Annotated in this window: 17 protein-coding genes; 9 read left to right on the top strand and 8 right to left on the bottom strand. The window is 64.0% G+C overall.

The window, feature by feature from the left end:
• Nucleotides 1–185 precede the first annotated feature (185 nt).
• Nucleotides 186–2,654, top strand: coding sequence for an acyl-CoA dehydrogenase (locus tag CLAM6_RS03270; protein WP_153635147.1), 2,469 nt, complete (start codon nucleotides 186–188; stop codon nucleotides 2,652–2,654).
• A gap of 147 nt (nucleotides 2,655–2,801) precedes the next feature.
• Here the strand turns inward: CLAM6_RS03270 and CLAM6_RS03265 are convergent, their stop codons facing one another.
• Nucleotides 2,802–3,389, bottom strand: coding sequence for a hypothetical protein (locus CLAM6_RS03265; protein ID WP_054555137.1), 588 nt, complete (start codon nucleotides 3,387–3,389; stop codon nucleotides 2,802–2,804).
• Between the two features lie 365 nt (nucleotides 3,390–3,754).
• Between CLAM6_RS03265 and ugpB the strand changes: the two genes are divergently transcribed.
• The 7 genes from ugpB to CLAM6_RS03230 all read left to right on the top strand — a co-directional run bounded on the left by ugpB (nucleotide 3,755) and on the right by CLAM6_RS03230 (nucleotide 11,014).
• The gene (gene ugpB, locus CLAM6_RS03260; RefSeq protein WP_153635146.1) at nucleotides 3,755–5,125 is read left to right on the top strand and encodes a sn-glycerol-3-phosphate ABC transporter substrate-binding protein UgpB; all 1,371 of its coding nucleotides are present in this window, start codon (nucleotides 3,755–3,757) and stop codon (nucleotides 5,123–5,125) included.
• A gap of 200 nt (nucleotides 5,126–5,325) precedes the next feature.
• Nucleotides 5,326–6,201, top strand: coding sequence for a sn-glycerol-3-phosphate ABC transporter permease UgpA (gene ugpA, locus CLAM6_RS03255; protein ID WP_043335922.1), 876 nt, complete (start codon nucleotides 5,326–5,328; stop codon nucleotides 6,199–6,201).
• The gene (gene ugpE, locus CLAM6_RS03250) at nucleotides 6,201–7,046 is read left to right on the top strand and encodes a sn-glycerol-3-phosphate ABC transporter permease UgpE (RefSeq protein ID WP_043335925.1); all 846 of its coding nucleotides are present in this window, start codon (nucleotides 6,201–6,203) and stop codon (nucleotides 7,044–7,046) included. The genes ugpA and ugpE overlap by 1 nt, the downstream gene beginning before the upstream one ends.
• 102 nt (nucleotides 7,047–7,148) lie before the next feature.
• Nucleotides 7,149–8,264: a sn-glycerol-3-phosphate import ATP-binding protein UgpC gene (locus CLAM6_RS03245; RefSeq protein WP_153635145.1), complete on the top strand. Its 1,116-nt coding sequence runs from the start codon at nucleotides 7,149–7,151 to the stop codon at nucleotides 8,262–8,264.
• Between the two features lie 180 nt (nucleotides 8,265–8,444).
• The gene (locus CLAM6_RS03240) at nucleotides 8,445–9,272 is read left to right on the top strand and encodes a glycerophosphoryl diester phosphodiesterase (RefSeq protein ID WP_153635144.1); all 828 of its coding nucleotides are present in this window, start codon (nucleotides 8,445–8,447) and stop codon (nucleotides 9,270–9,272) included.
• Nucleotides 9,269–10,090, top strand: a complete 822-nt coding sequence (locus CLAM6_RS03235; RefSeq protein WP_153635143.1) for a DeoR/GlpR family DNA-binding transcription regulator — start codon at nucleotides 9,269–9,271, stop codon at nucleotides 10,088–10,090. The genes CLAM6_RS03240 and CLAM6_RS03235 overlap by 4 nt, the downstream gene beginning before the upstream one ends.
• A 105-nt stretch (nucleotides 10,091–10,195) precedes the next feature.
• Nucleotides 10,196–11,014, top strand: a complete 819-nt coding sequence (locus tag CLAM6_RS03230) for an HAD-IIB family hydrolase (RefSeq protein ID WP_153635142.1) — start codon at nucleotides 10,196–10,198, stop codon at nucleotides 11,012–11,014.
• Between the two features lie 156 nt (nucleotides 11,015–11,170).
• Here CLAM6_RS03230 and trpC read toward each other — a convergent pair whose 3' ends face one another.
• The 5 genes from trpC to CLAM6_RS03200 all read right to left on the bottom strand — a co-directional run bounded on the left by trpC (nucleotide 11,171) and on the right by CLAM6_RS03200 (nucleotide 16,455).
• Entirely contained in the window at nucleotides 11,171–11,995 is an 825-nt protein-coding gene (gene trpC / locus CLAM6_RS03220) for an indole-3-glycerol phosphate synthase TrpC (RefSeq protein WP_153635140.1), read from the bottom strand.
• A complete protein-coding gene (gene trpD / locus CLAM6_RS03215; RefSeq protein WP_043335260.1) occupies nucleotides 11,995–13,041 on the bottom strand; it encodes an anthranilate phosphoribosyltransferase in 1,047 nt (348 codons plus the stop codon). Before trpD ends, trpC begins: the two co-directional genes overlap by 1 nt.
• Nucleotides 13,042–13,117: 76 nt before the next feature.
• Nucleotides 13,118–13,753 carry an anthranilate synthase component II gene (locus CLAM6_RS03210; RefSeq protein WP_107336649.1) on the bottom strand — a complete coding sequence of 212 codons (636 nt, stop codon included), beginning with the start codon at nucleotides 13,751–13,753 and terminating at the stop codon, nucleotides 13,118–13,120.
• A gap of 322 nt (nucleotides 13,754–14,075) precedes the next feature.
• On the bottom strand, nucleotides 14,076–15,563 hold the full coding sequence (gene trpE / locus CLAM6_RS03205; RefSeq protein WP_043335326.1) for an anthranilate synthase component I: 1,488 nt from the start codon (nucleotides 15,561–15,563) through the stop codon (nucleotides 14,076–14,078).
• A 187-nt stretch (nucleotides 15,564–15,750) separates the two neighbouring features.
• Complete coding sequence (locus tag CLAM6_RS03200; protein ID WP_043335263.1) at nucleotides 15,751–16,455, bottom strand: phosphoglycolate phosphatase; 705 nt, start codon at nucleotides 16,453–16,455, stop codon at nucleotides 15,751–15,753.
• Nucleotides 16,456–16,706: 251 nt separating this feature from the next.
• Here CLAM6_RS03200 and CLAM6_RS03195 point away from each other — a divergent pair, with 251 nt between their 5' ends.
• Nucleotides 16,707–18,008 carry an NAD(P)/FAD-dependent oxidoreductase gene (locus tag CLAM6_RS03195; protein WP_153635139.1) on the top strand — a complete coding sequence of 434 codons (1,302 nt, stop codon included), beginning with the start codon at nucleotides 16,707–16,709 and terminating at the stop codon, nucleotides 18,006–18,008.
• A 100-nt stretch (nucleotides 18,009–18,108) separates the two neighbouring features.
• Here the strand turns inward: CLAM6_RS03195 and CLAM6_RS03190 are convergent, their stop codons facing one another.
• Complete coding sequence (locus CLAM6_RS03190; RefSeq protein WP_153636769.1) at nucleotides 18,109–18,447, bottom strand: GIY-YIG nuclease family protein; 339 nt, start codon at nucleotides 18,445–18,447, stop codon at nucleotides 18,109–18,111.
• Between the two features lie 7 nt (nucleotides 18,448–18,454).
• Nucleotides 18,455–19,162: a ribulose-phosphate 3-epimerase gene (gene rpe / locus CLAM6_RS03185; RefSeq protein WP_043335268.1), complete on the bottom strand. Its 708-nt coding sequence runs from the start codon at nucleotides 19,160–19,162 to the stop codon at nucleotides 18,455–18,457.
• Nucleotides 19,163–19,465 lie beyond the last annotated feature (303 nt).

The raw sequence follows: 19,465 nt of genomic DNA, 5'->3' as shown, positions 1-19,465 counted from the left end.
TGCCTCCCCCGGGCGACTGCCCTTTTCAAGAATGAATCCGCAAACCTTAGACCTTGGACGTACTGCAGGGTCGGGCAACATGGGATACGCTGAAGAGAATTCAAACAACTGTTCTAAACGCATGGCTGCTACGCTGTAGAAACGCCATGCAAAGACACCATCCCTCGCCACCCGGAGATCCTGCCATGACGCAGCTCATCCTCATCCTTGTCGCCGTTGCCGGTCTGTTGGCCGTCATGGCACGCGAAGCCGGGGCCCTCGCGGCCATCGGCGTTCTCGCCATCATCGGTATCGTCGGCCTGGCGGTCGACGCGCCGGTGCTAGGTTGCCTGCTGCTGATCGGCGCGGCACTGGTCGCGGTGTGTGGCCTGCCGGCCCTGCGCAGCAAGTGGCTCAGCCCGCGTCTGTTCGCGATGTTCAAGAAGGTCTCCCCCAAGGTCTCGGACACCGAGAAGGTGGCGCTGGAAGCCGGCACCGTGTTCTGGGACGCCGAGCTCTTTTCCGGCAAGCCGCAGTGGGACACCCTGACCGCACAGCGCAACGACGGCATCTCCAGCGAAGAGCAGGCCTTCATCGATGATCAATGCTCTGTCGCCTGCGGCATGACCAACAGCTGGGAGATCGCGCGTGAGCGTGCCGATCTGCCCGAAGCGCTGTGGGAATACCTCAAGCGCGAGAAGTTCTTCGGCATGATCATTCCCAAGGAATATGGTGGCCTGGGCTTCTCGGCCAAGGCGCAGTCGCTGGTGCTGCAGAAGCTGGCGGTCAACGAGACGCTGATGGTCACCGTCGGCGTGCCCAACTCCCTCGGCCCGGGCGAGCTGCTGCTCAAGTACGGCAGCGAAGAGCAGAAGAACCATTACCTGCCGCGTCTGGCCGATGGCCGCGAGATTCCGTGTTTCGGCCTGACCGGCCCGCGTGCCGGCAGTGATGCGACCTCCATCCCGGACACCGGCATCGTGTGTCGCGGCATGCATGACGGCGAGGAAGTCGTCGGCATTCGCCTGAACTTCGAGAAGCGCTGGATCACCCTGGCGCCGGTCGCCACCGTGGTCGGCCTGGCCTTCCGCATGTTCGACCCCGAGCACCTGCTGGGTGACGTGGAAGACATCGGCATCACCTGCGCCCTGATTCCGCGTGACACCGACGGCATGGACATCGGCCGTCGTCACCACCCGATCGGCGCGCCGTTCATGAATGGCCCGATCTTCGGCAAGGACGTCTTCATTCCGCTCAGCTATCTGATCGGCGGTGAGCAGATGGCCGGCCAGGGCTGGAAGATGCTGGTCGAGTGTCTGTCGGTGGGTCGCTGCATCACCCTGCCGTCCGGCTCCGCGGGCATCTCGCGCTACGCACTGGGCTGGAGCGCCGGCTTTGCGCGCATCCGTCGTCAGTTCAATCTGCCGGTGGCCGAAATGGAAGGCGTGCAGGAGCCGCTGGCACGCATGGCCGCGATGAACTACATCAGCCAGGCGTCGGTGCTGCACACCGCCAACATGATCGACAACGGCCACAAGCCGGCGGTGCCCTCCGCCATCCTCAAGAGCCAGCTGACCGAGATGGCCCGCTCGCTGCTGGCCGACGGCATGGACATCCACGGCGGACGCGGCGTGACGCTTGGCCCGCGCAACTACATCGGCGTGGCCTACGCCGGCACTCCGGTCTCGATCACGGTGGAAGGCGCCAACATCATGACCCGCAACCTGATGATCTTCGGTCAGGGCGCAATCCGCTGCCATCCTTACGTGCTGGAGGAGCTGGCCGCCAAGGACGCCGATGACCTGAACGCCTTCGACAAGGCCTTCTTCCGCCATGCCGGCCTGATCTTCGGCAACGCGGCACGCGCCTTCACCCAGAGCTTCGGCATCGGCGGCAAGGCCACCGGCTTCGACGCCGTCGCCACGCCCTACGCCAGCCACATCAACCGCTTCAGCGCCGCCTTCTCGCTGTCCGCCGATGCGGCCATGGCAAGTCTCGGTTCCAGCCTCAAGGCGCGCGAGATGCTGTCGGCACGCCTGGGCGACGTGCTCTCCAACCTCTACCTGGCGTCACTGACGCTCAAGCAGTGGCATGAATCCGAGGCCTGCGAACACGAAGAGGCGCTGTTCCACTACAGCATGCAGTGGCTGCTGCACCGCGCGGAAAAGGCACTGGATGAGCTGTTCGCCAACCTGCCCAACCGTGCGCTGGGCACTGCTCTGCGCGTGATCGCCCTGCCGCGTGGCCGTCAGTTCGCCATGCCCAAGGACAGCCTGACCCGCGAGATCGCCCGCGCCGTCTCCACCGACACTGCACTGCGTGCCAAGCTGACCGACAACACCTGGGACGCGCAGGACGAAGGCCAGCAGGACAACGCCCTCGCCCGCTACAACGCGCTGCTCAAGGACTATCCGCGCGCCGAGCCGATCTACAAGGCGCTGGCCAAGGCCTACCACAAGGGCGAGATTCCGGCCGACGCACTGTCACCGGAAGCGCGTATCGAAGCGGCGGTCGAGGCAGGCATCCTGTCCGCCGAGGATGGCGGCTTCATGCGCGTCTTCGAAGCCGAGGTACTCGACATGCTGACCGTCGACCACTTCGAATTCGACGCCTTCGTGCGCAAGCCGATGGCGAGTGACGGCACCGCCTCCAACCCGCAGCAGGACGCCGCCTGATGACTGGCCGACGCCCGCTTGATCGACGCCCACCTGATCGATGCAGTAACTGATCGCTGATCGCCGATCGCAGAACCACAAAGGCCCCGCTCAATGAGCGGGGCCTTTGTCTTGGTGAGCATGTCATTCGCTTGCGTCATCTCATCCTCAGATATGACGCGCGAAGTGCTCCAGATCACGTACGAAGGCGTTCTTGTAGGTCTCGAAGTCCTTCGGCCGTGCCTTGAAGGAGCGCTTGATGCGCTCGCGATCCAGACGCAGCGGCGCGTCGAGGGCCGCCAGGTTGCCGACACGCGCCGCCGGATTCATGCCGACCAGCTCGCGCGGTTGATCGCCTTCGGCCTCGGCCTCCAGCCAGTCGTTGATGCCGGCGCGACGCAGCACGCTGACCAGTGAGCTGTCGGTGATGCGCACCTGCAGGCGGCCGTGATCGGACAGCTGGGAGACCAGCGCGATGCCGTGGTCGTGACCGCGATGCACCGTCGGCGTCGCCCACAGCGCCAGATTCAGGCCACGTGCGTTCTCGTCGAGTACCAGCAGCGCGGCAGAGTGGATGCGCTCGGCATCGTCGACCAGCGCGAACAGGCGCGCCATCTCGTTCTCGAACCACACCCCACGCACGCCGGCGTAACTCACCAGCGCATCCAGACCCCCTTCGCGGCCATGGACTTCGGCGCACAGCATCGCCAGACAGGCATCACGTCGGGCACCGGCACTCACTTCAACCACTTTCATCGCATTCTCCGCCACAGGCATTTTCAGCGCGCAAGACTAGCACACTCGCTCGCCGGCCGCTTATTCCGGCCTTGAGTTACCCCCGGCGCCTCGCTTGCCAGCCTGAGCCGAGCTGGCGGCGCCACACACTCGCTGCTCATTCACAAACTCAGTCACAAATTCAGCCATAAGCTCAGCCTCGCTCGAATGAACATCTTCCTGTCACAAAGTTGTAAGGCGGGCGCTATAGAGTCGTCTACGCTTTTCGGACGATCATCAAAAGAACAAGAAAATGTTCACTTGATCGTCGCCATCGATCGTCAGCGGCCAGCGTCCTTCTTCTTTGTTGCGGAAGCTGGCCAGGGGAACCTCTCAGGAGTTTGACCATGCGCCGCCCGACTCATCATGCAAGCACCCGTACGACTGCCACCGCGACTCGTCGCCTCGCCAGCCTCGCGCTGGCCATCGGTTTCGCCTCCGCCTCCGCCAGTGCCCTCGCCGCCATCGAGGTGGAATGGTGGCACGCCATGGGGGGCGGGCTCGGCAAGAAGGTCGACGAGATCGCGGCCGACTTCAACGCAAGCCAGGACGATTACGTCGTCAAGCCGGTCTTCAAGGGCAACTACTCCGAGACCATGACCTCCGCCATCGCCGCCTTCCGCGCCGGCAAGGGTCCGGACATCGTGCAGATCTTCGAGGTCGGCACCGCCACCATGATGAGCGCCAAGGGCGCGATCGTCCCGGTGCATCAGCTGATGGCAGACTTCGCGCCGCAGGAAGGCACCGCCTTCGACCCGAACGCCTACCTGTCTGCCGTCACCGGCTATTACACCGACACCGACGGCAAGATGCTGTCGATGCCGTTCAACTCCTCGACGCCGGTGACCTACTACAACAAGGACGTGCTGGCCAAGGCGGGCGTCGACTCCCTCCCGCAGACCTGGCAGGAAATGGGCGCTGCGCTCAAGAAGGTCGTCGATTCCGGCGCCGCCAGCTGTGGCCTGACCACCACCTGGCCGTCCTGGGTGATGCTGGAGAACTTCTCGGCGCGCAACGACGTGCCCTTCGCCAGCCAGGCCAATGGCTTCGCCGGCACCGATACCCGCCTCGAATTCAACACGACCGCCGTGGTCGATCACATCCAGCGTCTCGATGACTGGCAGGCCGACAAGCGCTTCGTGTTCGGCGGTCGCTTCGATGACGCGGCGCCCAAGTTCTACTCCGGCGAGTGCGCGATGATGATGGGCTCTTCCGCCAGCTATGCCGGCGTCAAGGAAAGCGCCAAGGGCTTCGAATTCGGCGTGGCGCCGCTGCCCTATGACAGCGACGTGATCGAGACGCCGCAGAACTCCATCATCGGTGGCGCCTCGCTGTGGGTGCTGTCCGGTCACAGCGATGAGGAATACCAGGGCGTCGCCAAGTTCTTCCAGTACCTCTCCAAGCCTGAAGTGCAGGCCGACTGGCACCAGTTCACCGGCTATCTGCCGATCACGACTGCCGCGGCAGAACTGACGCGCGAACAGGGCTTCTACGCCGAGAACCCGGGCACCGACGTCGCCATCACCCAGATGACCTCCGCGACGCCGACCGAGAACTCCAAGGGCCTGCGCCTGGGCAACATGGTGCAGATTCGTGACGTGATCAATGAAGAGCTGGAAAAGATCTTCTCCGGCAAGGAAAGCGTGCAGGACGGTCTCGACAACGCCGTCAAGCGCGGCGATTCGCTGCTCGAGAAGTTCGAACGCGCCAACGGCTGATCATCGCCACACCGGGGGCGGGCCCATGCCGGGCTCGCCCTCCCGCTATTTTCTCCAGCCAGAGAGCGGAAAGCGCATCCGACATCCGGTGTCCTTTCCCTTCTCTCACGGCTTGATGGCGCAGGAGCGGCCGAGGCTTGCCGACTCCGTGCTACCGACGGAACCACCCAGTCCTTCCTTGCTTGCGAGACCCCTGCTGCATGGCCCATTTCAATCGACACCCCATCACGCCCTGGATACTGCTGGCGCCTCAGCTGCTGATCGTGGCCGTGTTCTTCTTCTGGCCGGCCTACCAGGCCATCGAACAGGCCTTCTATGTCGAAGATGCCTTCGGGCTCTCGCGGGAATTCACCGGGCTGAGCAACTTCGTCAGCGTGCTGAGCGAGCCGGAATATCTGACGACACTATGGACGACCACCTATTTCTCCTTTGCGGTGGCCTTCGGCGCCATGGCATTGGCGCTGGGGCTGGCCGTACTGGCCGACCGCGTGCTGCGCGGCGCACACGCCTACAAGACCCTGCTGATCTGGCCCTACGCCGTGGCGCCCGCCGTGGCCGGGGTGCTGTGGCTGTTCCTGTTCGACCCGACGCTGGGCATTCTGCCGGAGCTGCTGTCCGCCATCGGCATCGACTGGAATCACAAGCTCAATGGCGATCAGGCCATGTTGCTGGTGGTGCTGGCCTCGATCTGGAAGCAGATGAGCTACAACTTCGTGTTCTTCCTCGCAGGTCTCCAGGCGATCCCCAAGAGCCTTCTGGAAGCGGCCGCGATGGACCGCGCCGGCCCCTGGCGGCGTTTCTGGACCATCACCTTCCCGCTGCTCTCGCCGACCAGCTTCTTCCTGCTGGTGATGAACGTGGTCTACGCCTTCTTCGAGACCTTTGGCACCATCGATGCCACCACCCAGGGCGGCCCGGCCGGCTCGACCCGCACCCTGGTCTACAAGGTCTATGAAGATGGTTTCGTCGGGCAGGACCTGGGCTCGAGTGCTGCCCAGTCCGTGCTGTTGATGGTCATCGTCGGCGTGCTGACGCTGATCCAGTTCAAGTATGTCGAGAAGAAGGTGCAGTACTGATGCGCTACAACCGCCCCGGGCTTGATATCGCAAGCCATGCCCTGCTGATCGTCGGCTGCGCACTGTTCTTCCTGCCGGTCTGGATCGCCTTCAGCGCCAGTACCCACGAGATGGGTGACCTCTACTCCAACGTCGCCCCCGTCTGGATCGGCGAGGCTGGCCTGGACAACTACCGCCAGCTGCTGGCAGACCCGGTCAGCAGTCTCGGCGCCGACGTGATGACCCTGCTGTTCAACTCGATGCTGATGGCACTGGGCATCGCCATCGGCAAGATCATCATCTCGGTGCTGGCCGCCTACGCGATCGTCTTCTTCGAGTTCCGCTTCCGCAAGCTGTGCTTCTGGCTGATCTTCATCACCCTGATGCTGCCGGTGGAGGTGCGTATCCTGCCGACCTTCAAGGTGGTGGCCGACCTCAACATGCTGGACAGCTACGCCGGTCTGATCCTGCCGCTGATCGCCAGCGCCACCGCGACCTTCCTGCTGCGTCAGTTCTACCTGACCATTCCGGCGGAACTGGTCGAGGCCGCGCGCATCGATGGCGCCGGGCCGTGGCGCTTTCTCAAGGACATCCTGCTGCCGCTGTCGAAGACCAACATCGCGGCACTGTTCGTGATCATGTTCATCTACGGCTGGAATCAGTATCTGTGGCCGCTGTTGATCACGACCGATGCCGACTATCTGACCATCGTCGTCAGCCTCAAGCGCATGCTGACCACCGGTGATGGTCTGGTGCCGTGGCAGGACGTCACCGCCACCACGCTGCTGGCCATGGGCCCGCCGGTACTGGTGATCCTGTTCATGCAGCGCTACTTCATCAAGGGCCTGGTGGACAGCGAGAAGTGATCTCGCGCTCCGACCCGCGACACCTCGCCCCAAGCCCCCTGATTCCGTTACGCCGTGATGGACAGACTTGCCCGTCACGCCACCGCTCTGGATACACAACTCATGGCAACACTGGCGCTCAAGCAGCTCAAGAAGCAGTACCCCAATGGCTACCAGGCCCTGCATGGCATCGATCTGGCCTTCGGCGAAGGCGAGCTGATCGTCATCGTCGGCCCGTCCGGCTGTGGCAAGTCGACCCTGCTGCGCACTCTGGCGGGCCTGGAAGACATCTCCGAGGGCGATCTGGAGATCAACGGCAAGCGCGTCAATGAGCTGGAACCCGCCGAGCGCGACATCGCGATGGTGTTCCAGAACTACGCGCTCTACCCGCACATGAGCGTGTTCGACAACATGGCCTACGGCCTCAAGAACCGGCGCACGCCCAAGGACGAGATCCAGCAGCGCGTCAGCGAGGCCGCCGAGCTGCTGGGCCTGACCGAACTGCTCGATCGCCGCCCAAAGCAGCTCTCCGGCGGCCAGCGCCAGCGTGTCGCCATGGGGCGCGCCATCGTGCGCAAGCCGCAGGTCTTCCTGTTCGATGAGCCACTCTCGAATCTGGACGCCAAGCTGCGTGTGCAGATGCGTCTCGAGATCCGCCGTCTGCAGAAGCGTCTCAAGGTCACTTCCGTCTACGTGACCCATGATCAGACCGAGGCCATGACCCTGGCGGATCGTCTGGTGGTGATGAATGGCGGCCATGTCGAGCAGTTCGGCACGCCGATGGCGCTCTACGATCAGCCCGCCAGCCAGTTCGTCGCCGGCTTCATCGGCTCGCCGGCGATGAACTTCCTGAGCGCCACCCAGGCAGATGCAGGCCTTGCGCTGCCGTGTGGCGCAACCATTGCCCTGCAGGGCGAAGACCTGACCACGGGCGCTGAGCTGACCCTCGGCATTCGCCCCGAGCACCTGCAGGTACTGGGAGCAGCCGATGCCCTGCCCGCAGGCGCCGCGGAGCTTGAGGCGCGCATCGAGCTGGTCGAACCGCTGGGCGCGGACACCCTGGCGTACTGCCGACTGCAAGGCCAGAGCGAGCCGCTGGTGGTGAGACTGGATGGCGAGCACGCCGTCGCGGAAGAACAGACGCTGCGCCTGGCCATCCTTCCGGCGCGTGCCCATCTGTTCGGCGCCGACGGCAAGCGGCTGGCAACCCGCGAGCAGGCGACAGCGGCCATCGAATGAGCGCTTTCGTCCTGTCGCGGGCCGACGGAACCCCTTGCCCTGATAACGTCATCATTGGATGGTAATGCTTGAGACCTGCCCTGATCAGTCTCGCGTCTGAGCATCAGTGATCCGCCTCGACCGATCAGCGCCACAGCTGCGTGGCGGGCAGACATGCCATTCTTTCTGTGAGGATTCACCATGGTTTCATCGTCACATTCAGCCGACACATCACATTCAACTGACAGCGTCCTGTCTCTGCCCCTGGCGATCGCACATCGCGGCCTGTCGGCCTATGCGCCGGAAAACACCCTGGCCGCCATTCAGGCGGCGCATGAGGCAGGCTTTCAATGGGTGGAACTGGACGTGCAGTTGCTGGGCGATGGCACGCCGGTCATCTGGCACGATGCCGGCGTGAATCGCTGCTCGGATGGGCGTGGCAAGCTCAAGAATCTGGATTGGGACAGCGTGCAGACCTTCGATGTCGGCAGCTGGTTCAATGCGTGCTTTGCCGGTGAGCGCATGGCCTCTCTCAAGCAGGCGCTGGAGCTGATCGCGCGCCTGGACATGCGCCTGAATCTGGAACTCAAGCTCAGCCCTGGCCACGATGCCCAGGCGCTGGTCGATGCCGCCATCCCGATGGCCAGTGCCCATCTGCCCGCCTCACACCTGATCATCTCGTCGTTTGATCCCCAGGCGCTGCGCCTGACGCGTCAACGCGACCCGCAGGTGCATATCGGCCTGCTCTACGATGACATCCCCGACGACTGGCAGAGCCTGGCCGATGAGCTGAACGCAAGTTCCGTGCATGCCGACTGGCGCGCCCTGACGCGGGCCGCGGCCAGTGGCATCACCAGCCGGGGCCACAAGCTGCTCTGCTACACGCCCAATGATGCGGCCGCCTTCGCGCCGCGCTGGGCCTGGGGTGTGGATGCCGTCATCAGCGATGACCCGGCCATCTTCAGCGAGGAAGACCGCGAGCCCACTCTACCGAACGACACCACCACGCAAGGGCTACCCCAGACATGACCCCGGGCATCGAGCGCGACAGTCGCAGCGTCGAACACGCCAGCAATGAGGCACTGACGCCGCGCCAGCAACAGATACTCGAGCGACTGGCCCGCGAGGGCCAGTTGGCGGTCGACCCGCTGGCCCATGCCTTCGACGTCACGCCCCAGACCATCCGGCGTGACCTGGGCGTGCTGTGTGAGCGCGGGCTGGCGCGTCGGCGCCACGGCGGCATCGAGCGCCCACCGGGCGGCTACAACCTGGGACACTCCCAGCGCATCATGCTGGCGCGCACTGCCAAGCAGGCCATGGCAGCCAGCGTGGTCGCCGAGATTCCCGATGGCGCCACCCTGGCGCTGGGCATCGGCACCAGCGTGGTGGCGGTCGCCGAAGCCTTGCTTGCCCGGCGCGGCCTGCGCGTGATCACCAACAATCTGCAGGTGGCGCAGGCGCTCTCGACCCATCCGGATGTCGCCGTCCAGTTGGCGGAAGGACAACTGCGCCCGCAGGATCTCGACGTGGTCGGCAGTGCCACCGTGGCCTTCTTCGCGCGTCATCAGGTCGATATCGCGGTCCTCGGCTGTGGCGGTCTCGATGCCGGTGGGCTGCTCGATTTCGATCCGGAAGAAGCCGCGGTCAGCCGTGCGCTGGTCCATCACGCCCAGCGCCGGATTCTGGTCGCCGATGCCAGCAAATGGGGGCGCGCCGCCATGTGCCGCATCGCCCCGCTCGAGGAGATCGATCTGCTGGTCACCGATGAGCTGCCCCATCAGCCCGATTATCGCAGCGCGCTGGAGACTGCCAGCCAGCAGAGCCTGTCAGTGCGCTTCACTGCCTGAACCGAGGCGCGTCGCGCAAGCCGGCACGCATCGACGATACTGAAGGGACACGCGACTGATGACAGCCGCGCTCCCGCTTACCTTCTGAGGATTTCTGGAATCACCATGCAAGCCTTCGCCCACTGCCCTGCCAGCACCCTGTCGGGTATCCGGTATCTGTTGACCGATATCGATGACACCCTCACCCATGAAGGGCGTCTCGCGGCATCGACGCTGGCGGCGCTGGAGCGTCTGGATGCCGCCGGCATCAAGGTCATCCCCGTCACGGGCGGCTGTGCGGGCTGGTGCGATCACATCGCACGCGCCTGGCCGGTCGCCAGCGTGATCGGTGAGAACGGCGCCTTTGCCTTCCGCCGCCAGGGGCAGCGCATCCTCACCACCTGGTGGGAAGACGAGCAGCGCCTGCGCGCTCGCCAGCGCCACGTCATGACCGTCGCCCGCCAGCTGCTGCTCAACCATCCACGCGCGGCACTGGCCCAGGACCAGCCCTTCCGCTTCGCCGATGTCGCGGTGGACCACTGTCAGGCGGTCAGCCCGCTGGCCCAGAGCGAGATTCGCGCCATCATCGCCGGCTTCACGGCCGCCGGTATTCAGGCGCGCGCCAGCTCCATCCACATCAATGCGTGGCAGGGCGAGTTCGACAAGGCGCGCATGGCGGTGCGGGTCCTCACCGAAACCTTCGGCCTGGACCGCATGCAGCTGGAGCAGGAGGTGATGTACGTCGGCGATGCCCCCAATGATGCGCCGATGTTCGCCACCTTTCGCCACACCGTGGGCGTGGCCAACATCATCCAGCACCGCGCGGCACTCGGTTGGGAGCCCAGTTGGGTGACACGCCACAGTCATGGCGCCGGGGTCGAGGAAATCGCCGAGGCTCTGCTCATGGCACGCAAGGGAGTCGAGAGCGTCAAGACAGACGCCTGAGCCTGTGACTGATGGCGGCCACAGGCCTTTGGACAGAAGACAGAAGACAGAAGACAGAAGACAGAAGACAGAAGACAGACATGAAAAAGCCCGCATGGCAATGCCATGCGGGCTTTTGTTATCCATAAGATAACAAGTGGCGTTAACTGCCGACCATCAGTCAGCGAAGAACAATCCCCGCAGACCCTCGCCCGGATCATCAAAGCGCATGAAGGCCTCCCCTACCAGGAAGCCGTGGACGCCAGCGTCGCGCATCTTCGCCACATCGTCACGGGTATGGATGCCGGATTCGGTGACCACGCGCACGCCCTGCGGCATGTCGGCCAGCAGGTCCAGCGTCGTCTCCAGCGACGTCTCGAAGGTGCGCAGGTCGCGGTTGTTGATGCCGACCAGTTCGATGCCCAGCGCCAGTGCACGCTTGAGCTCTTCGCCGTCATGCACCTCGACCAGCACATCCATGCCCAGCTCACGCGCCTGACGATACAGAGCGCTCAGGCGCGCATCGTCCAGCGCCGCGACGATCAACAGGATGCAGTCGGCGCCGATGGCACGCGCTTCCAGCACCTGATACGGGTGGATGATGAAGTCCTTGCGAATCACCGGAATCGAGACGGCGTCGCGCGCCTCGATCATGAAGTCCTCATGCCCCTGGAAGAAGTCGGCATCGGTGAGCACCGACAGGCAGGCCGCACCGGCCTGCTCGTAGGCCACGGCGATCTCGGCGGGCACGAAGTCTTCACGGATCACGCCCTTGGAGGGTGACGCCTTCTTCACTTCGGCGATGATGGCCGGCTCGCCACGGTCGATACGCGACGTCAGCGCCTCGATGAAGCCGCGCGGCGCGTTCTGCTTCTCGGTCAGGGTCTGCAGGTCCGCCTCGCTCACCGCGGCGCTGCGCTCGGCGATCTCTTCTTCCTTGCGCGCCAGAATCCTGGCCAGGATAGTCGGCAATGCCTTGTCAGTCGTCTGCTCGGTGCTCATCAGCGGGTCGCTCCTTCATCATTGACCTGGGCGTAGACACGGGTGAAATCCGCCAATTCCTTCATCTTCTCGAACGGCAGCTTGCTGGCCTGCACGTCCTCGGCAATGCTGACACCCTCCTTGAGACTGTCCGCGATGCCCGCCACGTAAAGGGCCGCACCGGCATTGAGTGCCACGATGTCGCTGGCCGGGCCTTCATCACCGCGCAGCGCCTGCTGCACCAGCTTGAGGCTGGCGTCCGAGGTCTCCACCGCCAGACTTTCCAGCGACTGGCGCGCGATGCCGAAGTCTTCCGGCGCGATGCGGTATTCGCGGATCTCGCCATCCTTGAGCTCATTGACCAGCGTCGGTGCCGCCAGCGAGATCTCGTCCAGACCATCATCGCTGTGCACCACCAGCACATGCTCGGCCCCGAGGCGCTTGAGCACCTCGGCCATCAGCGGTACCAGCGCCGGGTCATAGACCCCCAGCACCTGACGGGTGGCGCCGGCCGGATTGGTCAGCGGACCGAGGATGTTGAACATGGTACGCACCCCCATCTCGCGGCGCGGGCCGATCACGTGCTTCATGGCGGCATGATGATTGGGCGCGAACATGAAGCCGACCCCGATATCATCGATACAGCGTGCGACCTGCTCGGCGTCCAGCGCCAGATTGATGCCGGCCGACTCAAGCAGGTCGGCACTGCCGGATGATGACGAGACACTGCGGTTGCCATGCTTGGCCACATGGCCACCGGCGGCCGCCACCACGAAACTTGCCGCCGTGGAGACATTGAACAGGTTGGCACCATCACCGCCGGTGCCGACGATATCCACTGCATCGGTGGCGCGCACCGTGACGCGCGTCATCAGCTCACGCATCACCTGGGCGGCGGCGGCCAGCTCATCGACGGTCTCGCCCTTCATCGACAGCGCCATCAACAAGGCCCCGATCTGCGCCTGGGTCGCCTCGCCGGTCATGATGGCCGTCATGACCGCATGAGTGTCGTCGTAGCTCAGGTGCTGGCGGCGCATCACGGCGCCAATCGCCTCACGCATCTGCATGTTGTGTCTCCGCAGGCGCCAGCCTCGGCGGCTGACGCATGAAAAATTAGATGTGACTCTTGCGATCAACGCCCACTCAGGCGGCTTTCGCAGCCTCGCCGCGGCGCAGGAAGTTAGCCAGAAGCTCATGACCCTGCAATGTCAGGATCGACTCAGGGTGGAACTGGACACCTTCGACATCCAGCTCGCGATGGCGCAGGCCCATGATCAACTGAGGCGTGACATCGTCATCATCCGTCCAGCTGGTGACGATCAGACACTCGGGCAGGCTTTCGCGATCGACCACCAGCGAGTGATAGCGCGTGACTTCCAGCGGCTCGGCCAGCGCGGCAAAGACACCACTGTTGTCGTGACGCACGGCGGAGGTCTTGCCGTGCATCACCTGGGGCGCACGTACCACCTTGCCGCCGTAGACCTGACCGATGGCCTGGTGACCGAGACACACGCCCAGAATCGGCAGCTTGCCGGCGAAGTGGCGAATGGTCTCCAGCGTGATGCCGGCCTCGTTGGGCGTGCACGGCCCCGGACCCAGCACCAGATGTGATGCACCGAGCGCCTCGATCTGCTCGAGCGTGATGGCGTCATTGCGCACGGTCAGCACTTCCGCGCCCAGCTCACTCAGGTACTGGACGATGTTGTAGGTGAAGCTGTCAAAGTTGTCGATCATCAGCACGCGTGGCGTGCTGGCGTCCTGCGAAGTGAATGTCTGCATGGTCAGTGTCCATTCTCGGGAGCGGATCATGCGCCGTGATTGACCGGCCTGCCCGCTCTCCTGTGGTGTCGTTCCCGCCGTCCAGCAACAAAAATGCCGCCCTGGTCGGCGGCATTCTTCTGGTCGTACGTCCTCGAACTTCAGACATGCGAAAGCCGCCCCCTTGTCAGGAGCGCCACCACTGCTGGCTGAGGTCGTGCGGGTTACGTAGCGTCATGGGTCAATAGTGCGTTGAGCTGCCAGGAGTGTCAATCACATGCGCCGTTGCAGGGAGTGACCCGCGAACACTGGCGAGTCACTCCCGAAATGCACGGCGCGCCGATCAGTCCAGATTGTCCAGACCGCGCTCCGCCATCGCCACGGCACGGAACAGGGCACGCCCCTTGTTGAGTGTCTCGTCCCACTCGGACTGCGGCACGGAATCGGCCACGATACCGGCGCCGGCCTGGACGTGCAGCACCTTGTCCTTGAGCACCGCGGTGCGGATCGCGATGGCGGTATCCATGTTGCCGTGCCAGGAGAGATAACCCACCGCGCCGGAATAGATGCCGCGCTTGACCGGCTCCACCTCGTCGATGATCTCCATGGCGCGAATCTTCGGCGCGCCGGACAGGGTGCCGGCCGGGAAGGTGGCCCGCAGCACGTCCATCGGCCCCAGGCCTTCCTTCAGCTTGCCGGTGACGTTGGAGACGATGTGCATGACGTGGGAATAGCGCTCCACCACCATCTGGTCCGTCACCTTGACGCTGCCGGTCTGGCTGATGCGACCGGCGTCATTGCGACCCAGGTCGATCAGCATCAGGTGCTCGGCGACTTCCTTGGGGTCTGACAGCAGGTCCTTCTCCAGCGCCAGGTCTTCCTCTTCGGTGGCGCCGCGCACGCGGGTACCGGCAATCGGGCGCACCGCGACCTCGCCATCCTCGAGACGCGAGAGAATCTCCGGCGACGAGCCGATGACATGGTGGTCATCCAGATTGAAGAAGAACATGTACGGCGAGGGATTCAGGCTGCGCAGTGCACGGTAGAGATCCAGCGGCGCGGCGCGGTAGGGAATCGACATGCGCTGCGACGGCACGCACTGCATGACATCACCGGCCAGCACGTATTCCTTGATCTTCTCCACTGCGCCCTTGAAGCCTTCCTCGGTGAAGCCGGAGGTGAAGTCGGTCTCCTTGACCGGCTCGCCGCCGGTGCCGGGGCTGACGGTATTCAGGGTCGCGCTGCGCAGCTGGATCTCGAGGCGCTCGAGACGCTCGCAGGCGGCCTCGTAGGCGTTGGGCGTTGCCGGGTCGGCGTGGGTCAACAGCGTCAGACGCCCGGACAGGTTGTCGAAGATCACCAGCTCGTCGGCGACCATCAGCAGGATGTCCGGCACGCCCAGCGGGTCCGGCTTCTCGACGCCGCGCAGGCGCGGTTCGATATAGCGCACGGTGTCATAGCCGAAGTAGCCGACCAGACCGCCATTGAAGCGTGGCGCACCGTCGATGACCGGCACACGGAAACGGGTCTGGAACTGCTCGATCCAGTCGAGGGGGTCCTCGACCTCGGTCATGCCGGTCTGCTCGCCATTGATCAGATGCGAGACCACCTGGCCACGCACCTCGATGCGCTCACGACACGGCAGGCCGATGATGGAGTAGCGCCCCCACTTCTCTCCGCCCTGCACGGACTCCAGCAGGAAGGTCCACGGCATGTCGGCCAGCTTGAGATAGGTAGACAGTGGCGTGTCGAGATCCGCCAGCACGTCACGGGTGACGGGAATGCGGTTGTAACCGGCTTCGGCCAGTTCAGCGAAGTGTTGTGGGGTCATCATGACCTGCAGTTCCTTCCACGGAGGGTGCGTTGCCGACACGGGGCCGGCTTGTCTGGGACTCAGTCTATCATCGCGGGTCGCTGGCGGCAGCGCTGGTGGAGGCAAGTTCTGCCATCTCATGCCTCACTGTGCGCCCGATCGGGGCACCAGCCTCGCTCTGTCAATTCCAATCAATCCGCGTCACTCAGCCAGCCACGACCAGCTCGGCAAGCGAGTCGACGAGGTAGTCCGGGTGGCTGCGCGAGATCGGCTCGCCATGGTTGTAGCCGTAAGGCACCGCCAGGGTACGGAAACCGGCGGCGCGGCCTGCCGCGATATCGTGACGCGAGTCACCGACCATCAAGGCCTGACGCGGCAGCACTCCCAGCCGCTCGGCGGCGAACAGCAGGGGCGCGGGGTCCGGTTTGCGCGTCGGCAGGCTATCGCCGCCCAGCGCCAGCGCGAAATGCTCGCTCAGCGCGAAGTGCGAAAGCAGCGGTTCGATGAAGGCTTCCGGCTTGTTGGTGATCAGTACCAGCGGGATCCCGGCCTGGCGCAGACCTTCCAGGCATTCCCGCACCCCGGGATAGAGTCGCGTACGCGAGCTGGGGTCGGCGGCGTAATGTGCCAAAAAGCTCTGATGCGCCTGCTCGACCCGCGCCAGGTCATCGGTCGCCAGGCCATGTGCTGCCAGGGCGCGCTCCACCAGCACCCGCGATCCATTGCCGACAAAGTCGCGCACCCGCGCCTCGCCCAGCGCCGCCAGCCCCTCTTGCTCAAGCATGCAGTCGATCGCATGGGCGAGGTCCGGCACCGAGTCGATCAGGGTGCCATCGAGGTCGAAGGCGACCATCTCGATCGCCCTGAGCGACGGATGTACCGGACCTGTGAATGTGGGATGATCGTGCATCCTTGCTCCTTTTCAGCGACAGAATTCGTGTAGGTGCCAAAAGCGCAACACCGAGTTCTCGCGTGCTCATGGCGAATATACGTAAAATAACGACATCTCGCGCATGCAGCACTATTTAGCACGCTCATTATCTTGTTATCATAGCGGTATCGCGACGCCAGTTATCGACTCCGGGCCTTGCATGTCCTGACTCGATAGCCGGCCGACACTTTTCACACCTTCCCATCAATCTTGTCACTGAGGAGCACTCAATGGCCATTCCCCGCATCGTAGTCGTTGGCGGAGGCGCCGGCGGTCTGGAACTCGTCACCAAACTGGGCCACAAGCTGGGCCGCAAGAAGAAAGCCGAGATCATTCTGATCGACCGCAATTCCACGCATATCTGGAAGCCGCTGCTGCACGAAGTGGCCACCGGCGTGCTGGATTCCGGTCTCGATGAAGTCTCCTACCAGGGCCATTCCAAGGCCCACGGCTACAAGTTCCAGCGCGGCACCCTGGAAAGCCTGGAGCGTGAAGAGAAGCAGCTGACCCTGGCCGCCATCCATGACGCCAAGGGCAACGTGCTGCTGCCCGCCCGCCAGCTCAGCTATGACTATCTGGTGCTGTCACTGGGCAGCGTATCCAATGATTTCGGCACCGAAGGCGTCGCCGAACATTGCCACTTCCTGGATAGCCCGCAGCAGGCCGAGAAATTCCGCCGCGACATGCTCGACACCTTCCTGCGTTTCAGCGCCAACGGTGAGGAATGTGAGCGCCAGCAGCTCAACGTCGCCATCATCGGTGCCGGCGCTACCGGGGTCGAGCTCTCCGCCGAGCTGTTCGATGCCTCCAAGATGCTGCATAGCTACGGCTTCTCCTCGCTGGAAGACCGCCAGGTCAAGGTCCACCTGATCGAGGCCGCACCGCGCATCCTGCCCGCCCTGCCGGAACGCATCGGCAAGCCGGTCGCCAAGGAGCTGACCAGGCTGGGCGTCGATATCCACGTCGATACCCGAGTGACCTGCGCCGACTCACGCGGCATCACCACTGCCGATGGCACCCTGATCGAAGCCGACCTGAGCGTGTGGGCCGCCGGTATCCGTGCGCCCGCCTTCCTGTCCGAGCTGGGTCTGTCCACCGAGCGCAACCATCAGGTCAAGGTGCACCAGACCATGCAGAGCATCGATGATGAGTTCATCTTTGCCCTCGGTGACTGTGCCAGCTGCCCGCAGCCGGATGATAAGCGCGTCCCGCCGCGCGCCCAGGCCGCTCACCAGCAGGCCAGCCTGATGGTCAAGAACCTGCGCGCCGCGATGGCCAACAAGCCGCTCAAGGACTTCGTGTTCAAGGACCACGGCTCGCTGATCTCGCTGGCGCACTTCGATGCCGTCGGCTCGCTGATGCGCGGTGCCTCGGCGCGTTCGCTGTTCATCGAAGGCCGCCTGGCCAAGTTCTTCTACGCCTCGCTGTATCGCATGCACCAGATGGCGATCCACGGCGTGGTCAAGACCGGCATGACGGTGGTGGTCGATGGCCTGAACCGCTACCTGCGCCCGAAGATGAAACTGCACTGAGACTGAGCCTGCCTGCCCGGCAGGGTCGCCAGTCAACAAAACGCCCCCGACGGATTCCGTCGGGGGCGTTTTCATTTCACGCATTCAATCAAGCAGACCGTCAGGACTCGCCGAGCAGGCTATCCAGCGCAAGCTCACCGGCGATCAAGCGGCGCTTGGCCGCCACGCTCAACTGCTTGACGCGATACTCGAGCTTGAGCGCCCGCGAGCGATCACCGACCACCTGTTGATAACACAGCGTCAGCGGCCCCTTGCCGCGCAGTGCCCGCGCACCGCGCTTGCCGCCCTCATGCTCGCTCAGGCGGCGCGCCACATCGGTACTGATACCGGTATAGAGGCGCCCCTGGGCCGTCTCGAGCACATACAGCGACCACTCGCTGAGCGCCGCGCCGTGAGCCGAGCCGTCGGCTGCCTCGCCAGCTCGCGCGCAGTCATCCATCACGCGATCAGCTGCGCACGCTGGCAAGCTCGGCACGCAGCTTCGCCAATACGCTGTCGTAGCGGTTGGCATCGCTGTCACTGCGCGCATTGAAGATGGCGGAACCGGCCACGAAGGTGTCGGCACCGGCACGCGCGATCTCGGCGATGTTGTCGACCTTGACGCCACCATCGATCTCGAGACGGATGTTGTAGCCGGAGGCATCGATGCGACGACGCGCTTCACGCAGCTTGTCGAGGGTGCCGGGGATGAACGACTGGCCGCCAAAGCCCGGGTTGACGCTCATCAACAGGATCATATCGACCTTGTCCATCACGTAGTCGAGGTAGGAAAGCGGCGTGGCCGGATTGAATACCAGACCGGACTTGCAGCCCGCATCACGAATCAGCTGCAGCGAGCGATCGACGTGGTCGGAGGCTTCCGGATGGAAGGTGATGTAGCTGGCACCGGCCTCGGCGAAGTCACCGATCATGCGGTCGACCGGCGTGACCATAAGGTGGGCATCGATCTCGGCGCTGATGCCGTAATCACGCAGCGCCTTGCACACCATCGGCCCGATGGTCAGGTTGGGCACGTAATGATTGTCCATCACGTCGAAGTGGACGATATCGGCCCCGGAGGCCAGCACATCCTCGACCTCCTGCCCCAGGCGGGCGAAGTCAGCGGACAGGATCGACGGGGCAATCTTGAAGTCATTCGGCAGTAGTTCAGACATGTCATCAGGCGCCAGCGAGAAGTGGAAGAGGCATTTTACGCCACCCTCTCACAAAAGACAGGCGCTGTGTGAATGTGCACCGCCAGCCTGCCGGTCCGTCGCTGCCGATCCGCCGGCGGCCCACGCCAAGCACTCCACTGCGACCCACACCCTCAAGCCGCCCTCACACCAGGACCTCATCCCCTTCCAAATCAGACACCAACAAGAATATTGCCGTGCAATGTTGAAATTGGTGCATTAGCAACTGATAGTTAAGCTGTTCTCTCGGCCCAGTGAGCAGCTCGCTGGCCTTCTGCGCATGTT

Source organism: Cobetia sp. AM6 (assembly GCF_009617955.1).
GTDB classification, from domain to species: domain Bacteria; phylum Pseudomonadota; class Gammaproteobacteria; order Pseudomonadales; family Halomonadaceae; genus Cobetia; species Cobetia amphilecti.
Note: the sequence above shows the minus strand (reverse complement) of the source record. Positions and strands in the feature narration are given on the sequence as shown.

Bases quoted from the DNA above. Each gene is read 5' to 3' on its own strand.
- CLAM6_RS03235 (WP_153635143.1), top strand. From the start codon at position 9,269: ATGACCCCGGGCATCGAGCGCGACAGTCGCAGCGTCGAACACGCCAGC.
- ugpB (WP_153635146.1), top strand. From the start codon at position 3,755: ATGCGCCGCCCGACTCATCATGCAAGCACCCGTACGACTGCCACCGCG.
- CLAM6_RS03195 (WP_153635139.1), top strand. From the start codon at position 16,707: ATGGCCATTCCCCGCATCGTAGTCGTTGGCGGAGGCGCCGGCGGTCTG.
- CLAM6_RS03240 (WP_153635144.1), top strand. From the start codon at position 8,445: ATGGTTTCATCGTCACATTCAGCCGACACATCACATTCAACTGACAGC.
- CLAM6_RS03190 (WP_153636769.1), bottom strand. From the start codon at position 18,447: ATGGATGACTGCGCGCGAGCTGGCGAGGCAGCCGACGGCTCGGCTCAC.
- ugpA (WP_043335922.1), top strand. From the start codon at position 5,326: ATGGCCCATTTCAATCGACACCCCATCACGCCCTGGATACTGCTGGCG.
- CLAM6_RS03265 (WP_054555137.1), bottom strand. From the start codon at position 3,389: ATGAAAGTGGTTGAAGTGAGTGCCGGTGCCCGACGTGATGCCTGTCTG.
- trpE (WP_043335326.1), bottom strand. From the start codon at position 15,563: ATGACCCCACAACACTTCGCTGAACTGGCCGAAGCCGGTTACAACCGC.
- ugpE (WP_043335925.1), top strand. From the start codon at position 6,201: ATGCGCTACAACCGCCCCGGGCTTGATATCGCAAGCCATGCCCTGCTG.
- CLAM6_RS03210 (WP_107336649.1), bottom strand. From the start codon at position 13,753: ATGCAGACATTCACTTCGCAGGACGCCAGCACGCCACGCGTGCTGATG.
- trpD (WP_043335260.1), bottom strand. From the start codon at position 13,041: ATGCAGATGCGTGAGGCGATTGGCGCCGTGATGCGCCGCCAGCACCTG.
- rpe (WP_043335268.1), bottom strand. From the start codon at position 19,162: ATGTCTGAACTACTGCCGAATGACTTCAAGATTGCCCCGTCGATCCTG.
- CLAM6_RS03230 (WP_153635142.1), top strand. From the start codon at position 10,196: ATGCAAGCCTTCGCCCACTGCCCTGCCAGCACCCTGTCGGGTATCCGG.
- CLAM6_RS03270 (WP_153635147.1), top strand. From the start codon at position 186: ATGACGCAGCTCATCCTCATCCTTGTCGCCGTTGCCGGTCTGTTGGCC.
- trpC (WP_153635140.1), bottom strand. From the start codon at position 11,995: ATGAGCACCGAGCAGACGACTGACAAGGCATTGCCGACTATCCTGGCC.
- CLAM6_RS03200 (WP_043335263.1), bottom strand. From the start codon at position 16,455: ATGCACGATCATCCCACATTCACAGGTCCGGTACATCCGTCGCTCAGG.
- CLAM6_RS03245 (WP_153635145.1), top strand. From the start codon at position 7,149: ATGGCAACACTGGCGCTCAAGCAGCTCAAGAAGCAGTACCCCAATGGC.